The following is a 15,767-nucleotide window of genomic DNA, read 5'->3' as shown; positions in this document are numbered from 1 at the left end:
TTCACGGGATCACTCTCCAGCCATTGATGGCCAACCCCCGCTCCCTATGATGGAACCCAGACGCCTGCGGCGTACCGTCCTTTGAGCGAGTACTTCCATGACCCCAGCCAGAACCCTCTACGACAAACACATCGATGCCCACACGGTGTGTCGCCTGGATGACCAGGGCCACGTCCTGTTGTACATCGATCGCCAGGTCATCAACGAATACACCAGCCCGCAAGCCTTCAGCGGTTTGCGCGAGGCCAAGCGCGAGGTCTGGCGCCCGGAAACCGCGCTGGCCGTGGTCGATCACGTCAACCCCACCGCCCCGGTGCGCATCGCCGCGATGCCGGATGCCGGCGGGGCGCGGCAGGTGTCGTACCTGGCGGAAAACTGCCGGGACTTCGGCATCGAACTGCTGGACATCCTCGACAAACGCCAGGGCATCGAACACGTGATCGCCCCGGAGCAGGGTTTCATTCTGCCGGGCATGGTGATCGCCGCCGGTGACAGCCACACCACCACCTATGGCGCCCTCGGGGCTTTCGGTTTCGGCATCGGCACCTCGGAAATCGAACACCTGCTGGCGTCCCAGACGCTGGTCTACAAACGCCTGAAAAGCATGCGCGTGAGCGTGGACGGCGAACTGTCCACCGGGCTGACCTCCAAGGATGTGATCATGGCGCTGATCGGCCAGATCGGCGCATCTGGTGCCACCGGTTACGCCATCGAGTTTCGCGGCTCGACCATCGATGCCCTGAGCGTCGAAGCGCGCATGACCATCTGCAACATGGCGGTGGAGGCGGGGGCTCGCGGCGCATTTATGGCGCCGGACGAAAAAGTCTTCGCCTACCTCAAGGACAAACCCCGCGCACCCAAAGGCGAGCTGTGGGACCGCGCCGTCGAGCAGTGGCGCAGCTTGCACAGCGATGCGGATGCGCAATTCGACCGTGAGGTGTATCTGGACGCCAGCGCGCTGGAACCGATGGTCACCTGGGGCACCAGCCCCGATCAGGCTTCGCCGATTGGCGCGCGAGTTCCGGATCCGCAAGACGTCAGCGACCTGATCCTGCGTCAGGACATGCGCCGCGCCCTGAACTACATGGGCCTGGAAGCCGGCATGCCGCTGAGCGATATCGTGATCAGCCACGCCTTTATCGGTTCCTGCACCAACGCGCGCATCGAAGACTTGCGCGATGCCGCCAGCGTGGTGCGCGGCAAACACGTTGCCGAACATGTGCGGGCGATGATCGTGCCCGGTTCCACCGAAGTGCGGGATCAGGCTGAAGCCGAAGGCCTGGCGGCGATCTTTATCGATGCCGGGTTCGAATGGCGCCAGTCCGGCTGCTCGATGTGCCTGGCGATGAACGACGATGTGCTCGCGCCGGGTGATCGTTGCGCCTCCAGCACCAACCGCAATTTCGAAGGCCGCCAGGGCGCCGGCGCCCGCACGCATTTGATGAGCCCGGCGATGGTCGCCGCCGCCGCGATCACCGGCCGCCTCACCGATATCCGCCACTTTGGAGAACGCGCATGAGCCAGCAACCCTTCACCCAGGTCAGCGGAAAAGCCGCGCCGATGCTCGCAGCCAATATCGACACCGACGTGATCATGCCCAAGCAATTCCTCAAGGGTATCGACCGCGCCGGGCTGGATCGTGGGTTGTTTTTTGATTTGCGGTTCTTGGCGGATGGTTCGCTTAATCCTGAGTTCGTGCTCAATCAACCGGCCAGGCAAGGCGCGAGTTTCATGGTGGTCGGGCCGAACTTCGGTTGCGGATCGAGCCGTGAACATGCGGTGTGGGGATTGAAGCAGATGGGGATTCGGGCGTTGATTGGCTCAAGCTTCGCCGGGATTTTCTATGACAACTGCCAGCGCAATGGGGTGTTGTTGATTACCCTCGATGAGCCGGTGTTGCAGCGGCTGGGTCGGGTCGTTAGTCAGCCTGACAGCGCACAGATCAGCGTCGACCTTGAGGCCCAAGAGATTCGTGTTCAAGGGGAAGTCATCCCGTTCGAGATCGACACCTTGCGCAAGACCGCGTTGCTGCTGGGGCTTGATGCCATTGGCAGCACGTTGCAGCGTGCCGAGCAGATCAAAGCCTTCGAGCGTGTGCATCTGGCGGCCAATCCCTGGTTGTCCTGAACATATAACCCCTGTGGGAGCGAGCCTGCTCGCGAAGGCATCCTTTCATTCAACATTGATGTTGACTGAACCACCGCTTTCGCGAGCAGGCTCGCTCCCACAATTTGGATTGCATTGTTGCCACTAAACCGACAACCCTTTGAAATGCTCCTGCAAAAACTCCACACACGCCCGCAGCTTCCCGGAATACGCCAGCCGCGTCGGATACACCGCCCACACATTCGCACTTTGGGTGTAATCCGCCAGCACCTGCACCAACCGTCCTTGCTCCAGCAACGGCTTCACATCCCACAATGAGCGCAGCAACACCCCGCGCCCATCGAGTGCCCACTGCAAGACAATCTCGCCGTTATTCGACGACAACGGCCCACTGACCCGCACGCTCTCCTGAACCCCGTCGCGCTCCAGGTTCCAGATGCCGAACGCGTTGTCGCGCTCCTTGATCACCAGGCAATGATGCTGCTCCAGATCATTGAGCGTTTGCGGCGTACCGTGGCGTTGCAGATACGCCGGTGCCGCGCACAGCACCCGCCGATTGCTCACCAGACGCCGGCCGATGTGCTGCCCGGGAATGTCATCGCCGACGCGGATCTCCAGGTCGAAACCTTCGCTGACGATGTCCACCACCCGGTCGAACAGGTCCAGGCGAATCTCCAGTTCCGGGTAACGCTCGGCCAGCAACGAAACCGCCGGCGCTACATGGTTACGGCCGAAACCAAAAGTGCAGCACACGTGCAAACGCCCGCGAGGGCTGTCGTGGGCGTCGGAGAGTTCGTCGTGCAGTTGCTGGAAGTCATCGAGGATGCGCAAGGCCCAGCGCTGCACCCGCTCGCCGTCTTCGGTCAGGGCGATGCGGCGGCTGGTGCGATGCAGCAGGCGGGTGCCGAGGGTGGTTTCGAGAATCTGGATTCGTTTGCTGACGTAAGCGGGGGACAGGCCCAACTCATCGGCCGCTGCGGCGAAACCGCTTTTGCGGATGACGGTGAGCAATACACGCAGGTCTTCGGGTAGGGGCACGGTGTCTTTCTTGGTGGTCATGGCAGAACGAGCACTGGCGGCATGAGCCGCCAGCATAGCATCGGTGTGTGGGCTTTCTATTCAGCGGAAAGCTTGGCGGCGGCCCGCGCATGTCGCCCACGCTTGAGGGCAATCGGCGCCATTTTGCTGCGGTCGAGTTCACCTTCCCAAGCGGCCACCACCAGCGCTGCTACCGCGTTGCCGATGATGTTGGTCAGGGATCGGCACTCGGCCATGAATCGGTCAACGCCGAGGATCAACACCATCGCCGCCACCGGCACGGTCGGCACCACCGCCAGACTCGCCGCCAGTGCGACAAAACCGGCACCGACCACCGCACCCGCACCTTTGGACGTGAGCATCGCCACCGCCAGCAAGGTCAGTTGCTGTTCCAGCGTCAGGTCGATATTGGTCGCCTGGGCCAGGAACAGAACGGCGAGGGTCATATAGATGTTGGTGCCGTCCAGGTTAAACGTGTAGCCGGTCGGCACCACGATCCCCACCACGCCTTTCGACGCGCCGAGGCTTTCCAGTTTCTGGATCAACTGCGGCAGCGCCGATTCCGAAGAGCTGGTGCCGAGCACGATCAACAATTCAGCCTTGATATACGCCAGCAGTTTGAAAATGCTGAACCCGGCATAGCGGGCGATGCTGCCGAGCACACAAGCGACGAAAATAAACGCGGTCAGGTAGAAGGTGCCGATCAGTTTCAGCAGCGGCAGCAACGAGCCGAGGCCGTACTTGCCGATGGTGAACGCAATCGCACCAAACGCCCCGATTGGCGCCACGCGGCTGATGATGCCGACGATGCGGAAAAACACTTCGCTGGCCTGATTGATGATGCCCACCAGCGGCCGACCTTTTTCGCCGACCATCACCAGCGCAATCCCGAACAGCACTGAAACGAACAGTACCGGGAGGATTTCGCCTTGGGAGAACGCCTCGAAAAACGTGGTCGGAATCACATGCAGCAGAAACCCGGTTACGCCTTCGCCGTGTTGCGCCTGGCCGACGAAACCAGCGATGGCCGTTGAGTCCAGCGTCTTCACGTCGATGTTGAAACCAGCGCCCGGATGCAACGCATGCGCCGCCAGCAACCCGATCAGCAGCGCGATGGTCGAGACGATTTCGAAATACAGCAAGGCCTTGCCACCGACCCGGCCCACCTGTTTCACGTCGTGCATGCTGGTGATCCCGGAGACGACGGTGCAGAAGATGATCGGGCCGATGATCATCTTGATCAGCTTGATAAAACCGTCGCCCAACGGCTTGAGATCGATGCCGACCTGCGGCCAGTAATGCCCGATCGCGATGCCCAGGGCGATGGCGATAAGCACCTGCACATAGAGGGTTCCCAGCAGTTTTCTGATTGTCATTTTTATTATCTCGAGACGGTTTTTGGGCATGACGATCCCGCGCGGGCCAATGACGACCCGCGACGGAAGGTGGATTCAGGTCAGGCTGTTGCGGGTGTCAGTGGAGGAAAGGCAGGACCTCGGCGAGCAATAGCTCGGGGGCTTCTTCGGCGATGTAATGGCCGGCGGGCAGCGCTTTGCCACGCACGTCGGTGGCCACCCGTTGCCATTCCTTGAGTGGCTCGAAGCACCGGCCGACGGTGCCTTCGGCGCCCCACAACACCAGCAGTGGCAGGTTCAAATCGCGGCCAGCGTCGATATCGGCGCGGTCGTGTTCCAGATCGATGCTGGCGCTGGCGCGGTAGTCCTCGCAGATTCCCCGCGCGGTGCCGGGCAGTTTCAGGCAGCGCAGGTATTCGCCGAACGCTTCGGCGGTGAACGGCTTGAGCCCGGCGCTGCGGCTGCCCATCACGCTGCGCAGGTAGGATTCGGGGTCGGCTTCGATCAGGGTTTCCGGCAACGGCGCCGGGCGGATCAGGAAGAACCAGTGCCAATAGGCGCGGGCGAACGCTTCGTTGGTTTGCGCGTACATCGACAGGGTCGGGGCGATGTCCAGCAACACCATGCGTTGCACGGATTCGGGATGGTCCAGCGCCAGGCGATGCGCGACCCGGGCGCCACGGTCGTGGGCCAGCACCGAGAACTGTTCGAAGCCCAGGGACTGCATCAGCTCGACGCCGTCCTTGGCCATTTCGCGTTTGGAATAATTGGTGTGGTGATCGTTGGCCGGCGGTTTGCCGCTGTCGCCATAACCGCGCAGGTCGGCGGCGACCACGGTGAAATGCTCGGCCAGTTGCTCGGCGATCTTGTGCCAGATGACGTGGGTCTGCGGATGACCGTGCAACAACAGCAGGCCCGGCCCGCTGCCACCGATGCGGTAGGCAATGTCCACGCCGTTGACGTGGCGCTGGTCTTTCAGGAATCCGGCGAACATGGGGAATGACTCCTTGTTGTAGTTGCCTGCATCCTGAAATTGTTCGGTGTTCACGGCAAGGCGCAAAGCGTGGGGTGGTTGTTCATGAAGTGTGTTGAAGCAGATCGGCGGTGCCTGATCTGGCGCCATCGCGAGCAAGCTCGCTCCCACATGGGCTGTGTACACAAATCCCCTGTGGGAGCGAGCTTGCTCGCGATGAGGCCGCTTGAGGCACCAAATATCTCAAGCCTGACTAAACATCTCCTTCGCCCGCTGCTCAATCTGTTCCTGAGTCAAATCCTCCTTGCGCGTCGCCAGAAACCACAAATGCCCATAGGGATCCTTCAAGGTCCCGGAGCGGTCGCCATAAAACTGATCCTTGACCTCGGACACCACCGTGCCGCCCGCCGCAATCGCCTGTTTATAGGACCTGTCGACATCGGTCACATACAAGTGCAGCCCCACGGACGGTGACCGGTCCGGGTTGCTCAACGGTCCTTGATCGCACGGCGTGCCGAGCATGATCGGGCAGTCGCCAATGCGCAGTTCGGCGTGGCCGATGCCGCCGTCGGGCATGCTCAGGCGCATCACCTCGATGGCGTTAAAGGCTTTCTTGTAGAAGTCGATGGCTTCGGCGGCTTTCTGGATGCCGAGGTAGGGGGTGATGCTGTGATAGCCCTCTGGAATGGGTTTGACGCTCATAACGGTTCTCCCTTTTTGTTGTGAGTTGAAGGTGTTCCTTCGCCGATTTCCGGTCGGATAACTATAGGTCAGCGCCATTGGCGTCACCGAGTGCCCGACGAGCAGCAACGCCACTGTTCAGCCATCAACAGTGAAGCAGCAGATTGCTCGGGTTCATCACCGTTAAACCCGGCAAAACCCCCGAAAACATTGGTCAAAGCACTCGGCATAGAAGCTGCAATGACCCTCTCAAAACCCTGTTGTCGAGAGTCATGTATGCCTGAATCTGCCGTTTATCCGATCAACCCGCCGGCCGCCCATCGGGTCGCCGACGAAGCCGAAGCCCTGCGCGTCGCTGAACGCGTAGCCGCTGTGTTGCTGGAGCAGGACGCCGAACGCGACCGCACTCGCCAGGTGCCGGCCGAGATCGTCGATCTGTATTCCAACAGCGGTTTGTGGGGCATCAGCGTGCCCAAGGAATTCGGCGGCGCGCAGGTGTCCTACGCGGTGCTGGCGCAGGTGATCGCGATCATCTCGGCGGCGGATCCGTCCCTGGGGCAGATCCCGCAAAACCACTATTGCCTGCTCGAAGACATTCGCCTGCAAGGCACGCCTGCGCAGCAAGCGCACTTCTTCGAACTCGCGCTGCAAGGGCATCGCTTCGCCAATGCGCTGTCGGAAACCGGCGGCAAGAATGTGCAGGACATTCAGGCGACGATCCGTCGTTACGGCGACGGCCATGTGATCAACGGGCGCAAGGGTTATTGCACCGGTTCGCTCTACGCCCATTGGCTGGCGGTGCTGGCCGTGGATGAAGAGGAGAAGGGCCAGTTGTCGTTCGTCGAGCGCGGCACCAAGGGGCTGGTGATCGTCGACGATTGGGACAGCATCGGCCAACGCACCACGTCCAGCGGCACGGTGTTGGCCGAGGACCTGCACGTCTCGCCGTTCAATGTGTTCCCGACTTATCGTTCGTATGAAAGCCCGACCCTGGCCGGACCGTTCGCGCAATTGACCACCGCTGCCATCGACGCCGGCATCGCCCGCGCGGCCCTGCGCGACACCATCGCTTTCGTCCAGCAATTCGCCCGCCCGTGGATCGACGCGGGGGTGGAAAAGGCCAGCGAAGATCCGCTGACCATCATTCAAATCGGTGGGCTGGAGATTCGCCTGGAAGCCGCCGAAGCCTTGCTTGAACGCGCCGGTCGTGCGCTGGATGCAGCACGCCCGGCACCCGATGAAGACAACGTCGCCCGGGCGTCGCTGGCGGTGGCCAAAGCCAAAGTGCTGACCACCGAAATCGCCATCGAAGCCAGCAACAAACTCTTCGAACTCGGCGGCACCCGCTCGACCCTGAAGAAACACAACTTCGACCGCCACTGGCGCAATGCGCGGGTCCACACCCTGCATGATCCGGTGCGCTGGAAGTACCACGTGGTCGGCAACTGGCTGCTCAACGGCGTCAAACCGCCACGTCACGATTGGTCCTGACCATGGCCGAGTGGTTTAAAAACATCTATTGGGCCGACATCGCCCAAGCCTGCCTCGACACCCTGACCATGCTCGGCGCCGCCCTCGGTTTTACCGTGTTGCTCGGGTTGCCGCTGGGGGTGGTGCTGTTCCTCACCGGCAAGCGCCAGTTGCACGAAGCCGTCGGGGTTTACCGGGTGTTGTCGGTGATCGTGAACATGCTGCGTTCGCTGCCGTTCATCATTTTGCTGATCGTGCTGATTCCCCTGACCACGTTATTGGTCGGCACTTCGCTCGGCGTACCCGGGACGATTCCGCCTCTGGTAGTGGGTTGCACGCCGTTCTTTGCGCGGCTGGTGGAAACCGCGTTGCGCGAGGTTGATCGCGGCGTGGTGGAAGCGACCCAGGCCATGGGCGGCACCACGTGGCAAATCATCCGCCATACCTTGCTGCCGGAAGCCCGGGGCGGGTTGCTGGCGGCGGTGACGGTCACCGCGATTGTACTGGTGGATTACACGGCGATGGCCGGGGTGATCGGTGGCGGCGGGCTCGGCGACCTGGCGATCCGCTACGGCTATCAGCGCTTTCAGACCGACGTGATGGTGGTCACCGTGGTGTTGCTGCTGATCCTGGTGCAGGCCCTGCAAATGACCGGCGACCGCCTGGTGGCACGCTACAGCCGACGCTAATTATTCGTTTCGACAAAACAATCAGGCCCCACGTCCACCCCACGACGGCCACTCAATCTGCCTTGGAGCACAGCATGAAAAAGACCCTGGCCATTCTGGCTGCCGTCCTGTCGTTCAGCGTTCACGCCAACGAAAAACTCATCGTCGGCGCCACCCCGGTACCGCACGCGGAAATCCTCGAATTCGTCAAACCGACCCTGGCCAAGGAAGGCGTGGACCTGGACATCAAGGTCTTCACCGACTTTATCCAGCCCAACCAGCAACTGGCGCTGAAAAATCTCGACGCCAACTATTACCAGTACCGGCCGTTCCTCGATGACTTCAACAAGACCCGTCACACCGACCTGGTGCCGGTGGTCGGTGTGCACATCGAACCGTTTGGCGCCTACTCGACCAAGATCAAGAACATCAGCGAATTGAAGGACGGCGCCAGCGTGTCTATCCCCAATGACCCGGTGAACACGGGTCGTGCGCTGGTGCTGCTGCACGAAGCGGGGCTGATCAAACTCAAGGATCCGAGCAACACCCTGGCCACGCAACGGGACATTATCGACAACCCGAAACACCTGAAGATTCGTGAACTGGAAGGGGCGTTGCTCGCGCGTTCGGTGAGTCAGGTGGATCTGGCGTTTGTGTTTGCCAACTACGCGCTGGAAGCCGGGATCGACACCAACAGCGCGTTGATCGTCGAGAAGGGCAAGAGCCTGTACATCGAATTCCTGGTCGCGCGCCCGGACAACATCAACGATCCGCGCATCCAGAAACTGGCCAAGGCGTTGAATTCCGATGAGGTTCGGCAGTTCATCTTGACCCGTTATAAAGGGCAGATTGCACCGGGGTTTTAATGATCGGTTGACCACGAGGACGCCTTCGCGGGCAAGCCTCGCTCCTACAGGGGGGACGCGTTCTTCTGTAGGAGCGAGGCTTGCCCGCGAAGGCCGCACCACTATTCCGGGTCAGACTCCGATTCCAACAGCCGCGCCCCCGTCCCGCGCTCACCCAGCACATCGCCAAAATTACGCAACGGACACGCTTCCATCGACAAACACCCACAGCCGATGCAGCCATTCAGCCGGTCGCGTAACAAGGTCAGCTGATGAATCCGCTGATCCAGATCCCGGCTCCACTGTGCCGACAACACCTGCCAGTCTGCCGCCGTCGGTGCACGATTGTCCGGCAACGACTTCAACGCCTCGGCAATCTCCGCCAACGGAATCCCCAAACGCTGCGCAACCTTGATCAGCGCCACCCGTCGCAACACTTCACGCGGATAACGCCGTTGGTTGCCCTGGTTGCGATGGCTTTTGATCAAACCCTTGGTTTCATAGAAGTGCAGGGCGGTGACGGCCACGCCGCTGCGGGCGGCGACCTGGCCGACGGTGAGTTCCTTGTGCAGGTTCTCCGGGGTGATCATCTGAAAAAGCCTCTTGACCTCTAGTTAACTTGAGGTTTTACCCTGCAGGCCTTCGGATCGCAAATCCGGTTTTAAGGTGAGTGGGGACTATTCATGCCAACGTCAGAGAAAAACCGCAGTTTCACCCAATTGATCGAATTCGAGATCGAGCCTCATCAACAACCCGCGCTAGTCTCGGCATTGTCCGCCCAGACCGAGCGCCTGGCCCAGGAATTCAGTGGGTTCCTGAGCGCGAGCATCCAGGCCAGCGACGATGGCCGACGGGTGCTCAATTATCTGCAATGGCAATCCCGCGAGGCCGGGGAAGCCGCGTTCCAGCGCTTTGAAAGCGGCGAGCAGGATTTCTGGCAACTGATCCGCGCCCATCAGGCGAAAACCGTGACCTTCGGTTCATTCCAGGTGCTGCACAGCCTGGAGCGCAGTCACGATGATGCGCTGCACTGCAATCTAGTGAGCTAGATCGACAACTGCATCAAACGCTCGCCCTGCACATTTTCTGTGGGCCGGCGCTTGTTCACCGCCAGTTCGCCGATCTTGATCAACCGCGTGCGGGTCACGTTACGGCTCAGGCCGAGCAACGCAGCGGTGTGCACCTGGTTGTAATGGCTGAAGCGATACGCCGCGCGCAACAACGCGTCTTCGACCTTCTCGTGCAGCGCCCCGGCCTGTTCCTCGAAGAGCTTTTGAAAGGCTCGGTCGAGCAGCGCTTCCGGTGAATCGTCAACCGTGCCGTGGTGATCGTCCTGACGCTCGATGCGCATGTTCGACAAGCGCAGGTCGTCGCGTTCGATTACGCCGTTACGGCAGATCAGCAGGGTGTGGTGAATCACGTTTTCCAGTTCGCGGATATTGCCCGGCCAACTGTAGCTGCGCAGTTTCAGCTCGGCTTCTTTGCTGATGGTGATGGTCCCGTAGCCGAGGCGCTGGCTGTAGGCTTCGACGAAGTGGCGGGTCAGCGGCAGGATATCGCCGGGACGGTCGCGCAACGGGCTGAGTTCCAGGCTGACCACGTCGAGGCGGTAGTACAAATCCTCGCGGAAGTGCCCGGCGTTGATGGCTTTCTCCAGTTGCACGTTGGTCGCGGCCAGCACCCGCACATTGATCGGAATGCTTTTGCGCGAACCCAGGCGCACCACTTCCCGCTCCTGCAACACCCGCAGCAACTTGACCTGAATCGCCATCGGCAAATCGCCGATTTCATCGAGGAACAAGGTGCCGCCATCGGCCTCTTCGAACCACCCGGCCTTGGCGCTCAGGGCGCCGGTGAACGCGCCTTTCTCGTGGCCGAACAGCTCGGCTTCCACCAGGGATTCGGAGAACGCGCCGCAGTTCACCGCCACGAATGGCCGGTTGCGCCGTGCGCTGAGGTTGTGGATATGCCGCGCCACCAACTCCTTGCCGGTGCCGGTTTCACCGATGATCAGCACGCTGGCTTCACTCGGTGCGACCTGTTGCAAATGCGCGAGCAAGGCCTGGGATTTCGGGTCTTCGAACACCTGCGCGGTGGCGCGGATCGATGTGGCCAGGGCGGGCGAGGGCGGTAGGGTCAGCAGTTGCATGGCAGGCTCCATGAAGAGAAGGTCAGGAATAGAAAGTCGGAATCGGCAGGGACTGGTTCAGCGCCCAATCACCCAGTTCATGGAGTTTGTAATCCACCGGGTCGTGCAGGGTTTGCGTGCGCAGGTTGCGCCAGTGCCGGTCCAGTCGCAGCGAGGCGTGGGTCGAACGCGCGCCGGTCACTTCAAACAAGCGGCTACAGAGTTCCAGGCCATTGCGAGTGGCGGCGACCTTGGCCGTGGCAATCGCCGTCGCCAGATGTCCACGCTCTTCGGCGCTGAGATTCGGGCCTTTGGCCCAGGCCTTGTCGAGCAGATCGGCGGCGCGTTCCACCAGCAAGCGAACACCTTCGAGGGCCACCCAGAATTCGCCGTAATGGGCGAGCACATACGGATCCTCGCGCACATCCTGGGTGCTGGATTTATGCCAGGGCCGGGTTTCGGTGAGGGTGTATTGCCGCGCTTCTTCAAACGCGCCTTCGGCAATGCCGAGGAACATGTGGGTGAAGGTCAGTTGCGCGATCAACGGCCGCAGGCAGGCGAACGGTGTGCTCAATGGACCGGGATCGAGCAGCAATTCCGACTCTTCGACCCGCACCCGTTCGAAGGTTGCGCTGCCGCTGTCGGTCTGGCGCTGGCCCATGTTGTTCCAGTCGTTGTGCAGGGTGATGCCGCTGCGACCGCTGGGGATCGCGGCGATCAACAGTTTGCCGCCAGCAGTTTCATCCACCGCCGAGGCGATCAGCATTTGTGAATCGCTGGCGCCGGAGCAGAAGCTTTTCTTGCCGGAAAACTCGCGCCAGCCGCCGAGGTTTTTCACCACGGTGCGGGTGTCCAGCGGATTCAGGGCGTTGCCCCAGAACCAGTTCTTGCGTGCGGTTTGCTCGAACCACGGCTGCCACTGCTCGGGTTTGGCGAACAGGCGCACGGTGGCGAGCATCAGGTGATGGAAACCGAAGACATGGGCAATCGAACTGTCGACCTTGGCGAACTCGCGCACGATGGTCAGGGTTTCACTCCAGCTCGCGCCGAGGCCGCCGTACTGGGTGGGAATGCTCAGCGCGAGCAGACCGCTGTTGCGCAGGGCGTCACGCTCAGCCTTGGGCGTACCGCCGCGTTCGTCGCGCTCGACGGCAGTCAGGGCAAACTCGGCCGCCAGTTGGCGGGCGGTGTGCAAGGGAGAGAGCAGGGCGCTTTGTGGTTTGGCCGTCACGCGGGGAATTCCTTATATGGACGACGCTTTCTGTAGGAGCGAGGCTTGCCCGCGAAGCAGGCGCCGCGGTGGATCTGATGCACCGCGTGATCGTTCTTCGCGGGCAAGCCTCGCTCCTACAGGAGCAGTGTCAGGCCGACGCTTTTGCCGGCAGCACATCATTGGCAATCATTTCGCCAAACGGCCCGGTGAGGTTGGTCACGCCACGTCCCGCAAGGCTGGCATACGGCTCCGGCAGCAGCGGGAACACCAGTTCGGCAAAGCGATAGGCTTCTTCAAGGTGCGGATAACCGGAAAAGATAAAACTCTCGATCCCCAGGTCCGCGTATTCCTTGATCCGCGCCGCCACTTGCTGTGGATCACCCACCAGCGCTGTCCCGGCACCGCCGCGCACCAGGCCGACGCCGGCCCACAGGTTAGGGGCGATTTCCAGGTTGTCGCGCCGACCGTCATGCAACGCCGCCATGCGCCGCTGGCCTTCGGAGTCAAAACGCGAGAACGACTTCTGCGCCGCAGCGATGGTTTCGTCGCTGATGTGCTCGATCAGTTTGTCCGCGGCTTTCCACGCCTCTTCGGCAGTTTCGCGCACGATCACGTGCAGACGAATCCCGAACTTCACCGTGCGCCCGTTGCGTGCAGCACGCTCACGCACATCGGCGAGTTTTTCCGCGACGGCGGCCGGTGGCTCGCCCCAGGTCAGGTACACATCCACTTGCTCGGCGGCGAGTTCATGGGCCGCTTCGGAAGAGCCGCCGAAGTACAGCGGCGGATAGGGTTTCTGCACCGGCGGATACAACGCCTTGGCGTTCTGCACTTGCAGGTGTTTGCCTTCGAAGTCGACGGATTCGCCTTGCAGCACCCGACGCCAGATGTGCAGGAATTCGTCGGTGACTTCGTAGCGCTCGCTGTGATCGAGGAAGATCCCGTCGCCGCGGTTTTCATCCGGGTCACCACCGGTCACCACGTTGATCAGCAAGCGGCCGTTGGACAAACGGTCCAGGGTGGCAGCCATGCGCGCGGAAACGGTCGGCGAGATGATCCCCGGACGAATCGCCACCAGATATTTCAGGCGTTCGGTCAACGGCACCAGCGCCGAAGCGATCACCCACGAGTCTTCGCAGGAGCGCCCGGTGGGAATCAGCACGCCGTAGTAGCCAAGGCTGTCGGCGGCTTGCGCCACTTGTTTCAGATAGTTGAGCGTCACCGGGCGGGCGCCCTGGGTGGTGCCCAGGTAGTGGCCGTCGCCGTGGGTGGGCAGGAACCAGAAAACATCCATGAAGAGATCCTTAAGCGATTTTCAGCAGATTTTGGGGGTGCACGCCAAACAGCGGCGCGGCGCGTTCTGCAGCAAGACGAATGCGGGCCTTCAAGGGCTCACTGGTTATTTGATAATTCGAGAAATCGGCTTCGGTGGCGTACACGCCAATCGGCAGGGTCAGAGCCTGGAAGAAACTGAACAGCGGCCGCAGTTGATGATCGAGCACCAGCGCATGCCGTTCGCTGCCACCGGTGGCGGCCAGCAACACCGGGGTGTTAATCAGCGCATTGAGGTCGATCAGGTCGAACAGGTGCTTGAGCAGGCCAGGGTAGGAGCCGCGATAAACCGGCGCGGCGACGATCAGCAGGTCGGCGCTTTCGATGGCTTGCAGCTCGGCTTCGATCTCGGCACTCAATTCCTGACGGGAGAGGGCGGCGCCCAGCGGACGGGCGATGTCGCCCAGTTCGATCAACTTGCTCTCGATCGTCAATTGCTCGCCGAGTTCGGCCAGCAGCGCTTGAGTCAGCACCAAGGTGCGGGACGGACGCCAGGTACCGCCGGAGAGGGCAACGACTTTCAATGGACGCGACATGATCAGTTCCTTTTTAAACAGTTGCTCAGGGAGCAGTGAATAGTCACTGGGCTTGAGCAAGACCTGTACCAATCCTTCGAAGCCCCGTATTCCGGGGCTTTCAGCGTTATGGTCGACGCAGACTGTGTGACTGGCAGGGCCATTTGTTGAATGGCTGTTGCCTGGCAAACAGTTGCGTGGGCAACAGCGGGTGAAGCAATGCAGTTGTTATAAAGGCTTGCTGTTATTCCGTAAAAGATCATTAAAAGATATTTATAGATCTTTATTGAATATGCGGCGCTGCGGTCCCGTGGCCCCTGATACCCACTATCGAGAGCGTTGATTTCTGCCGAACGCAGGCCGGGCGTAGCCTTCACACATCGCCAAACACAACCTTGTCAGGACGCTCACCATGAACCGCTTACTCACTGTTTCCTTGCTCCTCGCCGTCTCCGTTCTCGCTGGATGTGCGAGCCATGTTTCGCCTGAACTGCGGCCCTACACCGCCGAGGAAACCAAGGAACTGGCGATGGAAACGTTGAACCGCCAAGGTCTGTCGTTTGAGGAATACCACGCGAAAAAAGCCGCATTGCTCGGCCAGCCAACCAAGTCCTTCGGCTTTGATAGCCAGGGCGAAATGAACGCTGAACGGGCCGTACACCTTCACGGTCGTCCAAGCTGATCCGCGACTGTACTGCTCGAACTTTTACCCAACTGTCCGTGGGTTTCCCGCAAGGCGTGCGATAGGGTCAATACCTGACTGACCCTGACGGACTGCCACCCATGCTTTCGCTTGATCTGCTGCTGGGCTTCGCCCTGTTTGCCCTCGTGACCTCGATCACACCCGGCCCGAACAACACCATGTTGCTGGCATCGGGCGTGAACTTCGGCTTTAACCGCACCATCCCCCATATGCTCGGCATCACCTGCGGCTTCTTCGTCCTGGTGGTCGCGGTGGGTTTTGGTTTGGGCGCAGTGTTTCAAACCTATCCGTTGCTCTACACCGTCCTGCGCTACGTCGGCGCGGCGTATTTGCTGTATCTGGCGTGGAAAATTGCTCACTCCGGCCCGGTGTCCGACAACGAACAGGGCGAAAGCAAACCGATCACTTACCTCAGCGCCGCTGCGTTCCAGTGGGTCAATCCCAAAGCCTGGATCATGGCCATCGGCGCCATCAGCACTTACACGCCAATGCAGGGTTACTTCACCAATGTGATCGTGATTGCCGCAGTGTTCGCCCTGATCAACCTGCCGAGCGTCGGCGTGTGGGCGGGTTGTGGAACGTTGTTGCGCAATGTGTTGAAGGATCGCCGCTGGTTGCGGATCTTCAACTGGGGCATGGCCCTGCTGCTGGTGGCTTCGCTGTATCCGTTGTTGATCGAAAGCTTTAGCTGACGCATTGCTTCAACCGGTTGGCCGATGCCTGTTAAGCTCGACTTCAGG

The 15,767-nt window shown here is 61.0% G+C and carries 17 protein-coding genes; 8 read left to right on the top strand and 9 right to left on the bottom strand.

Features of this window, described 5'->3' with window-relative positions; genetic code table 11:
- The first annotated feature begins 97 nt into the window (after positions 1–97).
- Both leuC and leuD read left to right on the top strand, forming a co-directional pair.
- Positions 98–1,519 carry a 3-isopropylmalate dehydratase large subunit gene (gene leuC / locus LOY68_RS22235; protein WP_265039935.1) on the top strand — a complete coding sequence of 474 codons (1,422 nt, stop codon included), beginning with the start codon at positions 98–100 and terminating at the stop codon, positions 1,517–1,519.
- Positions 1,516–2,127 carry a 3-isopropylmalate dehydratase small subunit gene (leuD, locus tag LOY68_RS22230; protein WP_265039934.1) on the top strand — a complete coding sequence of 204 codons (612 nt, stop codon included), beginning with the start codon at positions 1,516–1,518 and terminating at the stop codon, positions 2,125–2,127. Before leuC ends, leuD begins: the two co-directional genes overlap by 4 nt.
- Before the next feature lie 123 nt (positions 2,128–2,250).
- On the opposite strand, the gene LOY68_RS22225 is transcribed toward leuD, so the two are convergent.
- From LOY68_RS22225 to LOY68_RS22210, 4 genes are all read right to left on the bottom strand, one after another.
- The gene (locus tag LOY68_RS22225) at positions 2,251–3,201 is read right to left on the bottom strand and encodes a LysR substrate-binding domain-containing protein (RefSeq protein ID WP_265039933.1); all 951 of its coding nucleotides are present in this window, start codon (positions 3,199–3,201) and stop codon (positions 2,251–2,253) included.
- A 20-nt stretch (positions 3,202–3,221) separates the two neighbouring features.
- The gene (dctA, locus tag LOY68_RS22220; RefSeq protein WP_265039932.1) at positions 3,222–4,520 is read right to left on the bottom strand and encodes a C4-dicarboxylate transporter DctA; all 1,299 of its coding nucleotides are present in this window, start codon (positions 4,518–4,520) and stop codon (positions 3,222–3,224) included.
- A gap of 97 nt (positions 4,521–4,617) precedes the next feature.
- Positions 4,618–5,493 (bottom strand): alpha/beta fold hydrolase, encoded by an 876-nt coding sequence (locus LOY68_RS22215; RefSeq protein WP_265039930.1) that lies wholly within the window; start codon positions 5,491–5,493, stop codon positions 4,618–4,620.
- 222 nt (positions 5,494–5,715) lie between these two features.
- A complete protein-coding gene (locus LOY68_RS22210; RefSeq protein WP_163913310.1) occupies positions 5,716–6,174 on the bottom strand; it encodes a VOC family protein in 459 nt (152 codons plus the stop codon).
- Between the two features lie 255 nt (positions 6,175–6,429).
- Here LOY68_RS22210 and LOY68_RS22205 point away from each other — a divergent pair, with 255 nt between their 5' ends.
- The 3 genes from LOY68_RS22205 to LOY68_RS22195 all read left to right on the top strand — a co-directional run bounded on the left by LOY68_RS22205 (position 6,430) and on the right by LOY68_RS22195 (position 9,157).
- Positions 6,430–7,644, top strand: coding sequence for an SfnB family sulfur acquisition oxidoreductase (locus LOY68_RS22205; protein ID WP_265039928.1), 1,215 nt, complete (start codon positions 6,430–6,432; stop codon positions 7,642–7,644).
- 2 nt (positions 7,645–7,646) lie between these two features.
- Positions 7,647–8,312 (top strand): methionine ABC transporter permease, encoded by a 666-nt coding sequence (locus LOY68_RS22200; protein ID WP_054052181.1) that lies wholly within the window; start codon positions 7,647–7,649, stop codon positions 8,310–8,312.
- Between the two features lie 74 nt (positions 8,313–8,386).
- A complete protein-coding gene (locus LOY68_RS22195) occupies positions 8,387–9,157 on the top strand; it encodes a MetQ/NlpA family ABC transporter substrate-binding protein (protein ID WP_123409521.1) in 771 nt (256 codons plus the stop codon).
- A gap of 101 nt (positions 9,158–9,258) precedes the next feature.
- On the opposite strand, the gene soxR is transcribed toward LOY68_RS22195, so the two are convergent.
- Positions 9,259–9,726 carry a redox-sensitive transcriptional activator SoxR gene (soxR, locus tag LOY68_RS22190; protein WP_265039924.1) on the bottom strand — a complete coding sequence of 156 codons (468 nt, stop codon included), beginning with the start codon at positions 9,724–9,726 and terminating at the stop codon, positions 9,259–9,261.
- 93 nt (positions 9,727–9,819) lie between these two features.
- Here soxR and LOY68_RS22185 point away from each other — a divergent pair, with 93 nt between their 5' ends.
- The gene (locus LOY68_RS22185) at positions 9,820–10,185 is read left to right on the top strand and encodes an antibiotic biosynthesis monooxygenase (protein ID WP_265039923.1); all 366 of its coding nucleotides are present in this window, start codon (positions 9,820–9,822) and stop codon (positions 10,183–10,185) included.
- On the opposite strand, the gene LOY68_RS22180 is transcribed toward LOY68_RS22185, so the two are convergent.
- From LOY68_RS22180 to msuE, 4 genes are all read right to left on the bottom strand, one after another.
- Complete coding sequence (locus LOY68_RS22180) at positions 10,182–11,285, bottom strand: sigma-54 interaction domain-containing protein (RefSeq protein WP_054052190.1); 1,104 nt, start codon at positions 11,283–11,285, stop codon at positions 10,182–10,184. The two genes, LOY68_RS22185 and LOY68_RS22180, sit on opposite strands and share 4 nt — an antisense overlap.
- Positions 11,286–11,307: 22 nt before the next feature.
- A complete protein-coding gene (locus LOY68_RS22175) occupies positions 11,308–12,495 on the bottom strand; it encodes an acyl-CoA dehydrogenase family protein (RefSeq protein ID WP_054614054.1) in 1,188 nt (395 codons plus the stop codon).
- A 130-nt stretch (positions 12,496–12,625) separates the two neighbouring features.
- Positions 12,626–13,771 carry an FMNH2-dependent alkanesulfonate monooxygenase gene (gene ssuD, locus LOY68_RS22170; protein ID WP_054052194.1) on the bottom strand — a complete coding sequence of 382 codons (1,146 nt, stop codon included), beginning with the start codon at positions 13,769–13,771 and terminating at the stop codon, positions 12,626–12,628.
- Between the two features lie 10 nt (positions 13,772–13,781).
- Complete coding sequence (gene msuE, locus LOY68_RS22165; RefSeq protein WP_265039919.1) at positions 13,782–14,345, bottom strand: FMN reductase; 564 nt, start codon at positions 14,343–14,345, stop codon at positions 13,782–13,784.
- A gap of 391 nt (positions 14,346–14,736) precedes the next feature.
- Between msuE and LOY68_RS22160 the strand changes: the two genes are divergently transcribed.
- Positions 14,737–15,006 carry a hypothetical protein gene (locus tag LOY68_RS22160; protein ID WP_265039917.1) on the top strand — a complete coding sequence of 90 codons (270 nt, stop codon included), beginning with the start codon at positions 14,737–14,739 and terminating at the stop codon, positions 15,004–15,006.
- Positions 15,007–15,107: 101 nt separating this feature from the next.
- Positions 15,108–15,719 (top strand): LysE family translocator, encoded by a 612-nt coding sequence (locus tag LOY68_RS22155; protein WP_163913325.1) that lies wholly within the window; start codon positions 15,108–15,110, stop codon positions 15,717–15,719.
- Positions 15,720–15,767: the final 48 nt, after the last annotated feature.

The organism is Pseudomonas sp. B21-053, from assembly GCF_026016365.1.
GTDB classification, from domain to species: domain Bacteria; phylum Pseudomonadota; class Gammaproteobacteria; order Pseudomonadales; family Pseudomonadaceae; genus Aquipseudomonas; species Aquipseudomonas nunensis.
Note: the sequence above shows the minus strand (reverse complement) of the source record. Positions and strands in the feature narration are given on the sequence as shown.

Excerpts from the sequence above, each read along its gene's own strand:
- leuC (WP_265039935.1), top strand. The coding sequence starts at position 98 with ATGACCCCAGCCAGAACCCTCTACGACAAACACATCGATGCCCACACG.
- leuD (WP_265039934.1), top strand. The coding sequence starts at position 1,516 with ATGAGCCAGCAACCCTTCACCCAGGTCAGCGGAAAAGCCGCGCCGATG.
- LOY68_RS22155 (WP_163913325.1), top strand. The coding sequence starts at position 15,108 with ATGCTTTCGCTTGATCTGCTGCTGGGCTTCGCCCTGTTTGCCCTCGTG.
- LOY68_RS22205 (WP_265039928.1), top strand. The coding sequence starts at position 6,430 with ATGCCTGAATCTGCCGTTTATCCGATCAACCCGCCGGCCGCCCATCGG.
- dctA (WP_265039932.1), bottom strand. The coding sequence starts at position 4,520 with ATGACAATCAGAAAACTGCTGGGAACCCTCTATGTGCAGGTGCTTATC.
- msuE (WP_265039919.1), bottom strand. The coding sequence starts at position 14,345 with ATGTCGCGTCCATTGAAAGTCGTTGCCCTCTCCGGCGGTACCTGGCGT.
- LOY68_RS22180 (WP_054052190.1), bottom strand. The coding sequence starts at position 11,285 with ATGCAACTGCTGACCCTACCGCCCTCGCCCGCCCTGGCCACATCGATC.
- LOY68_RS22225 (WP_265039933.1), bottom strand. The coding sequence starts at position 3,201 with ATGCTGGCGGCTCATGCCGCCAGTGCTCGTTCTGCCATGACCACCAAG.
- ssuD (WP_054052194.1), bottom strand. The coding sequence starts at position 13,771 with ATGGATGTTTTCTGGTTCCTGCCCACCCACGGCGACGGCCACTACCTG.
- LOY68_RS22200 (WP_054052181.1), top strand. The coding sequence starts at position 7,647 with ATGGCCGAGTGGTTTAAAAACATCTATTGGGCCGACATCGCCCAAGCC.
- LOY68_RS22195 (WP_123409521.1), top strand. The coding sequence starts at position 8,387 with ATGAAAAAGACCCTGGCCATTCTGGCTGCCGTCCTGTCGTTCAGCGTT.
- LOY68_RS22210 (WP_163913310.1), bottom strand. The coding sequence starts at position 6,174 with ATGAGCGTCAAACCCATTCCAGAGGGCTATCACAGCATCACCCCCTAC.
- LOY68_RS22215 (WP_265039930.1), bottom strand. The coding sequence starts at position 5,493 with ATGTTCGCCGGATTCCTGAAAGACCAGCGCCACGTCAACGGCGTGGAC.
- LOY68_RS22160 (WP_265039917.1), top strand. The coding sequence starts at position 14,737 with ATGAACCGCTTACTCACTGTTTCCTTGCTCCTCGCCGTCTCCGTTCTC.
- soxR (WP_265039924.1), bottom strand. The coding sequence starts at position 9,726 with ATGATCACCCCGGAGAACCTGCACAAGGAACTCACCGTCGGCCAGGTC.
- LOY68_RS22185 (WP_265039923.1), top strand. The coding sequence starts at position 9,820 with ATGCCAACGTCAGAGAAAAACCGCAGTTTCACCCAATTGATCGAATTC.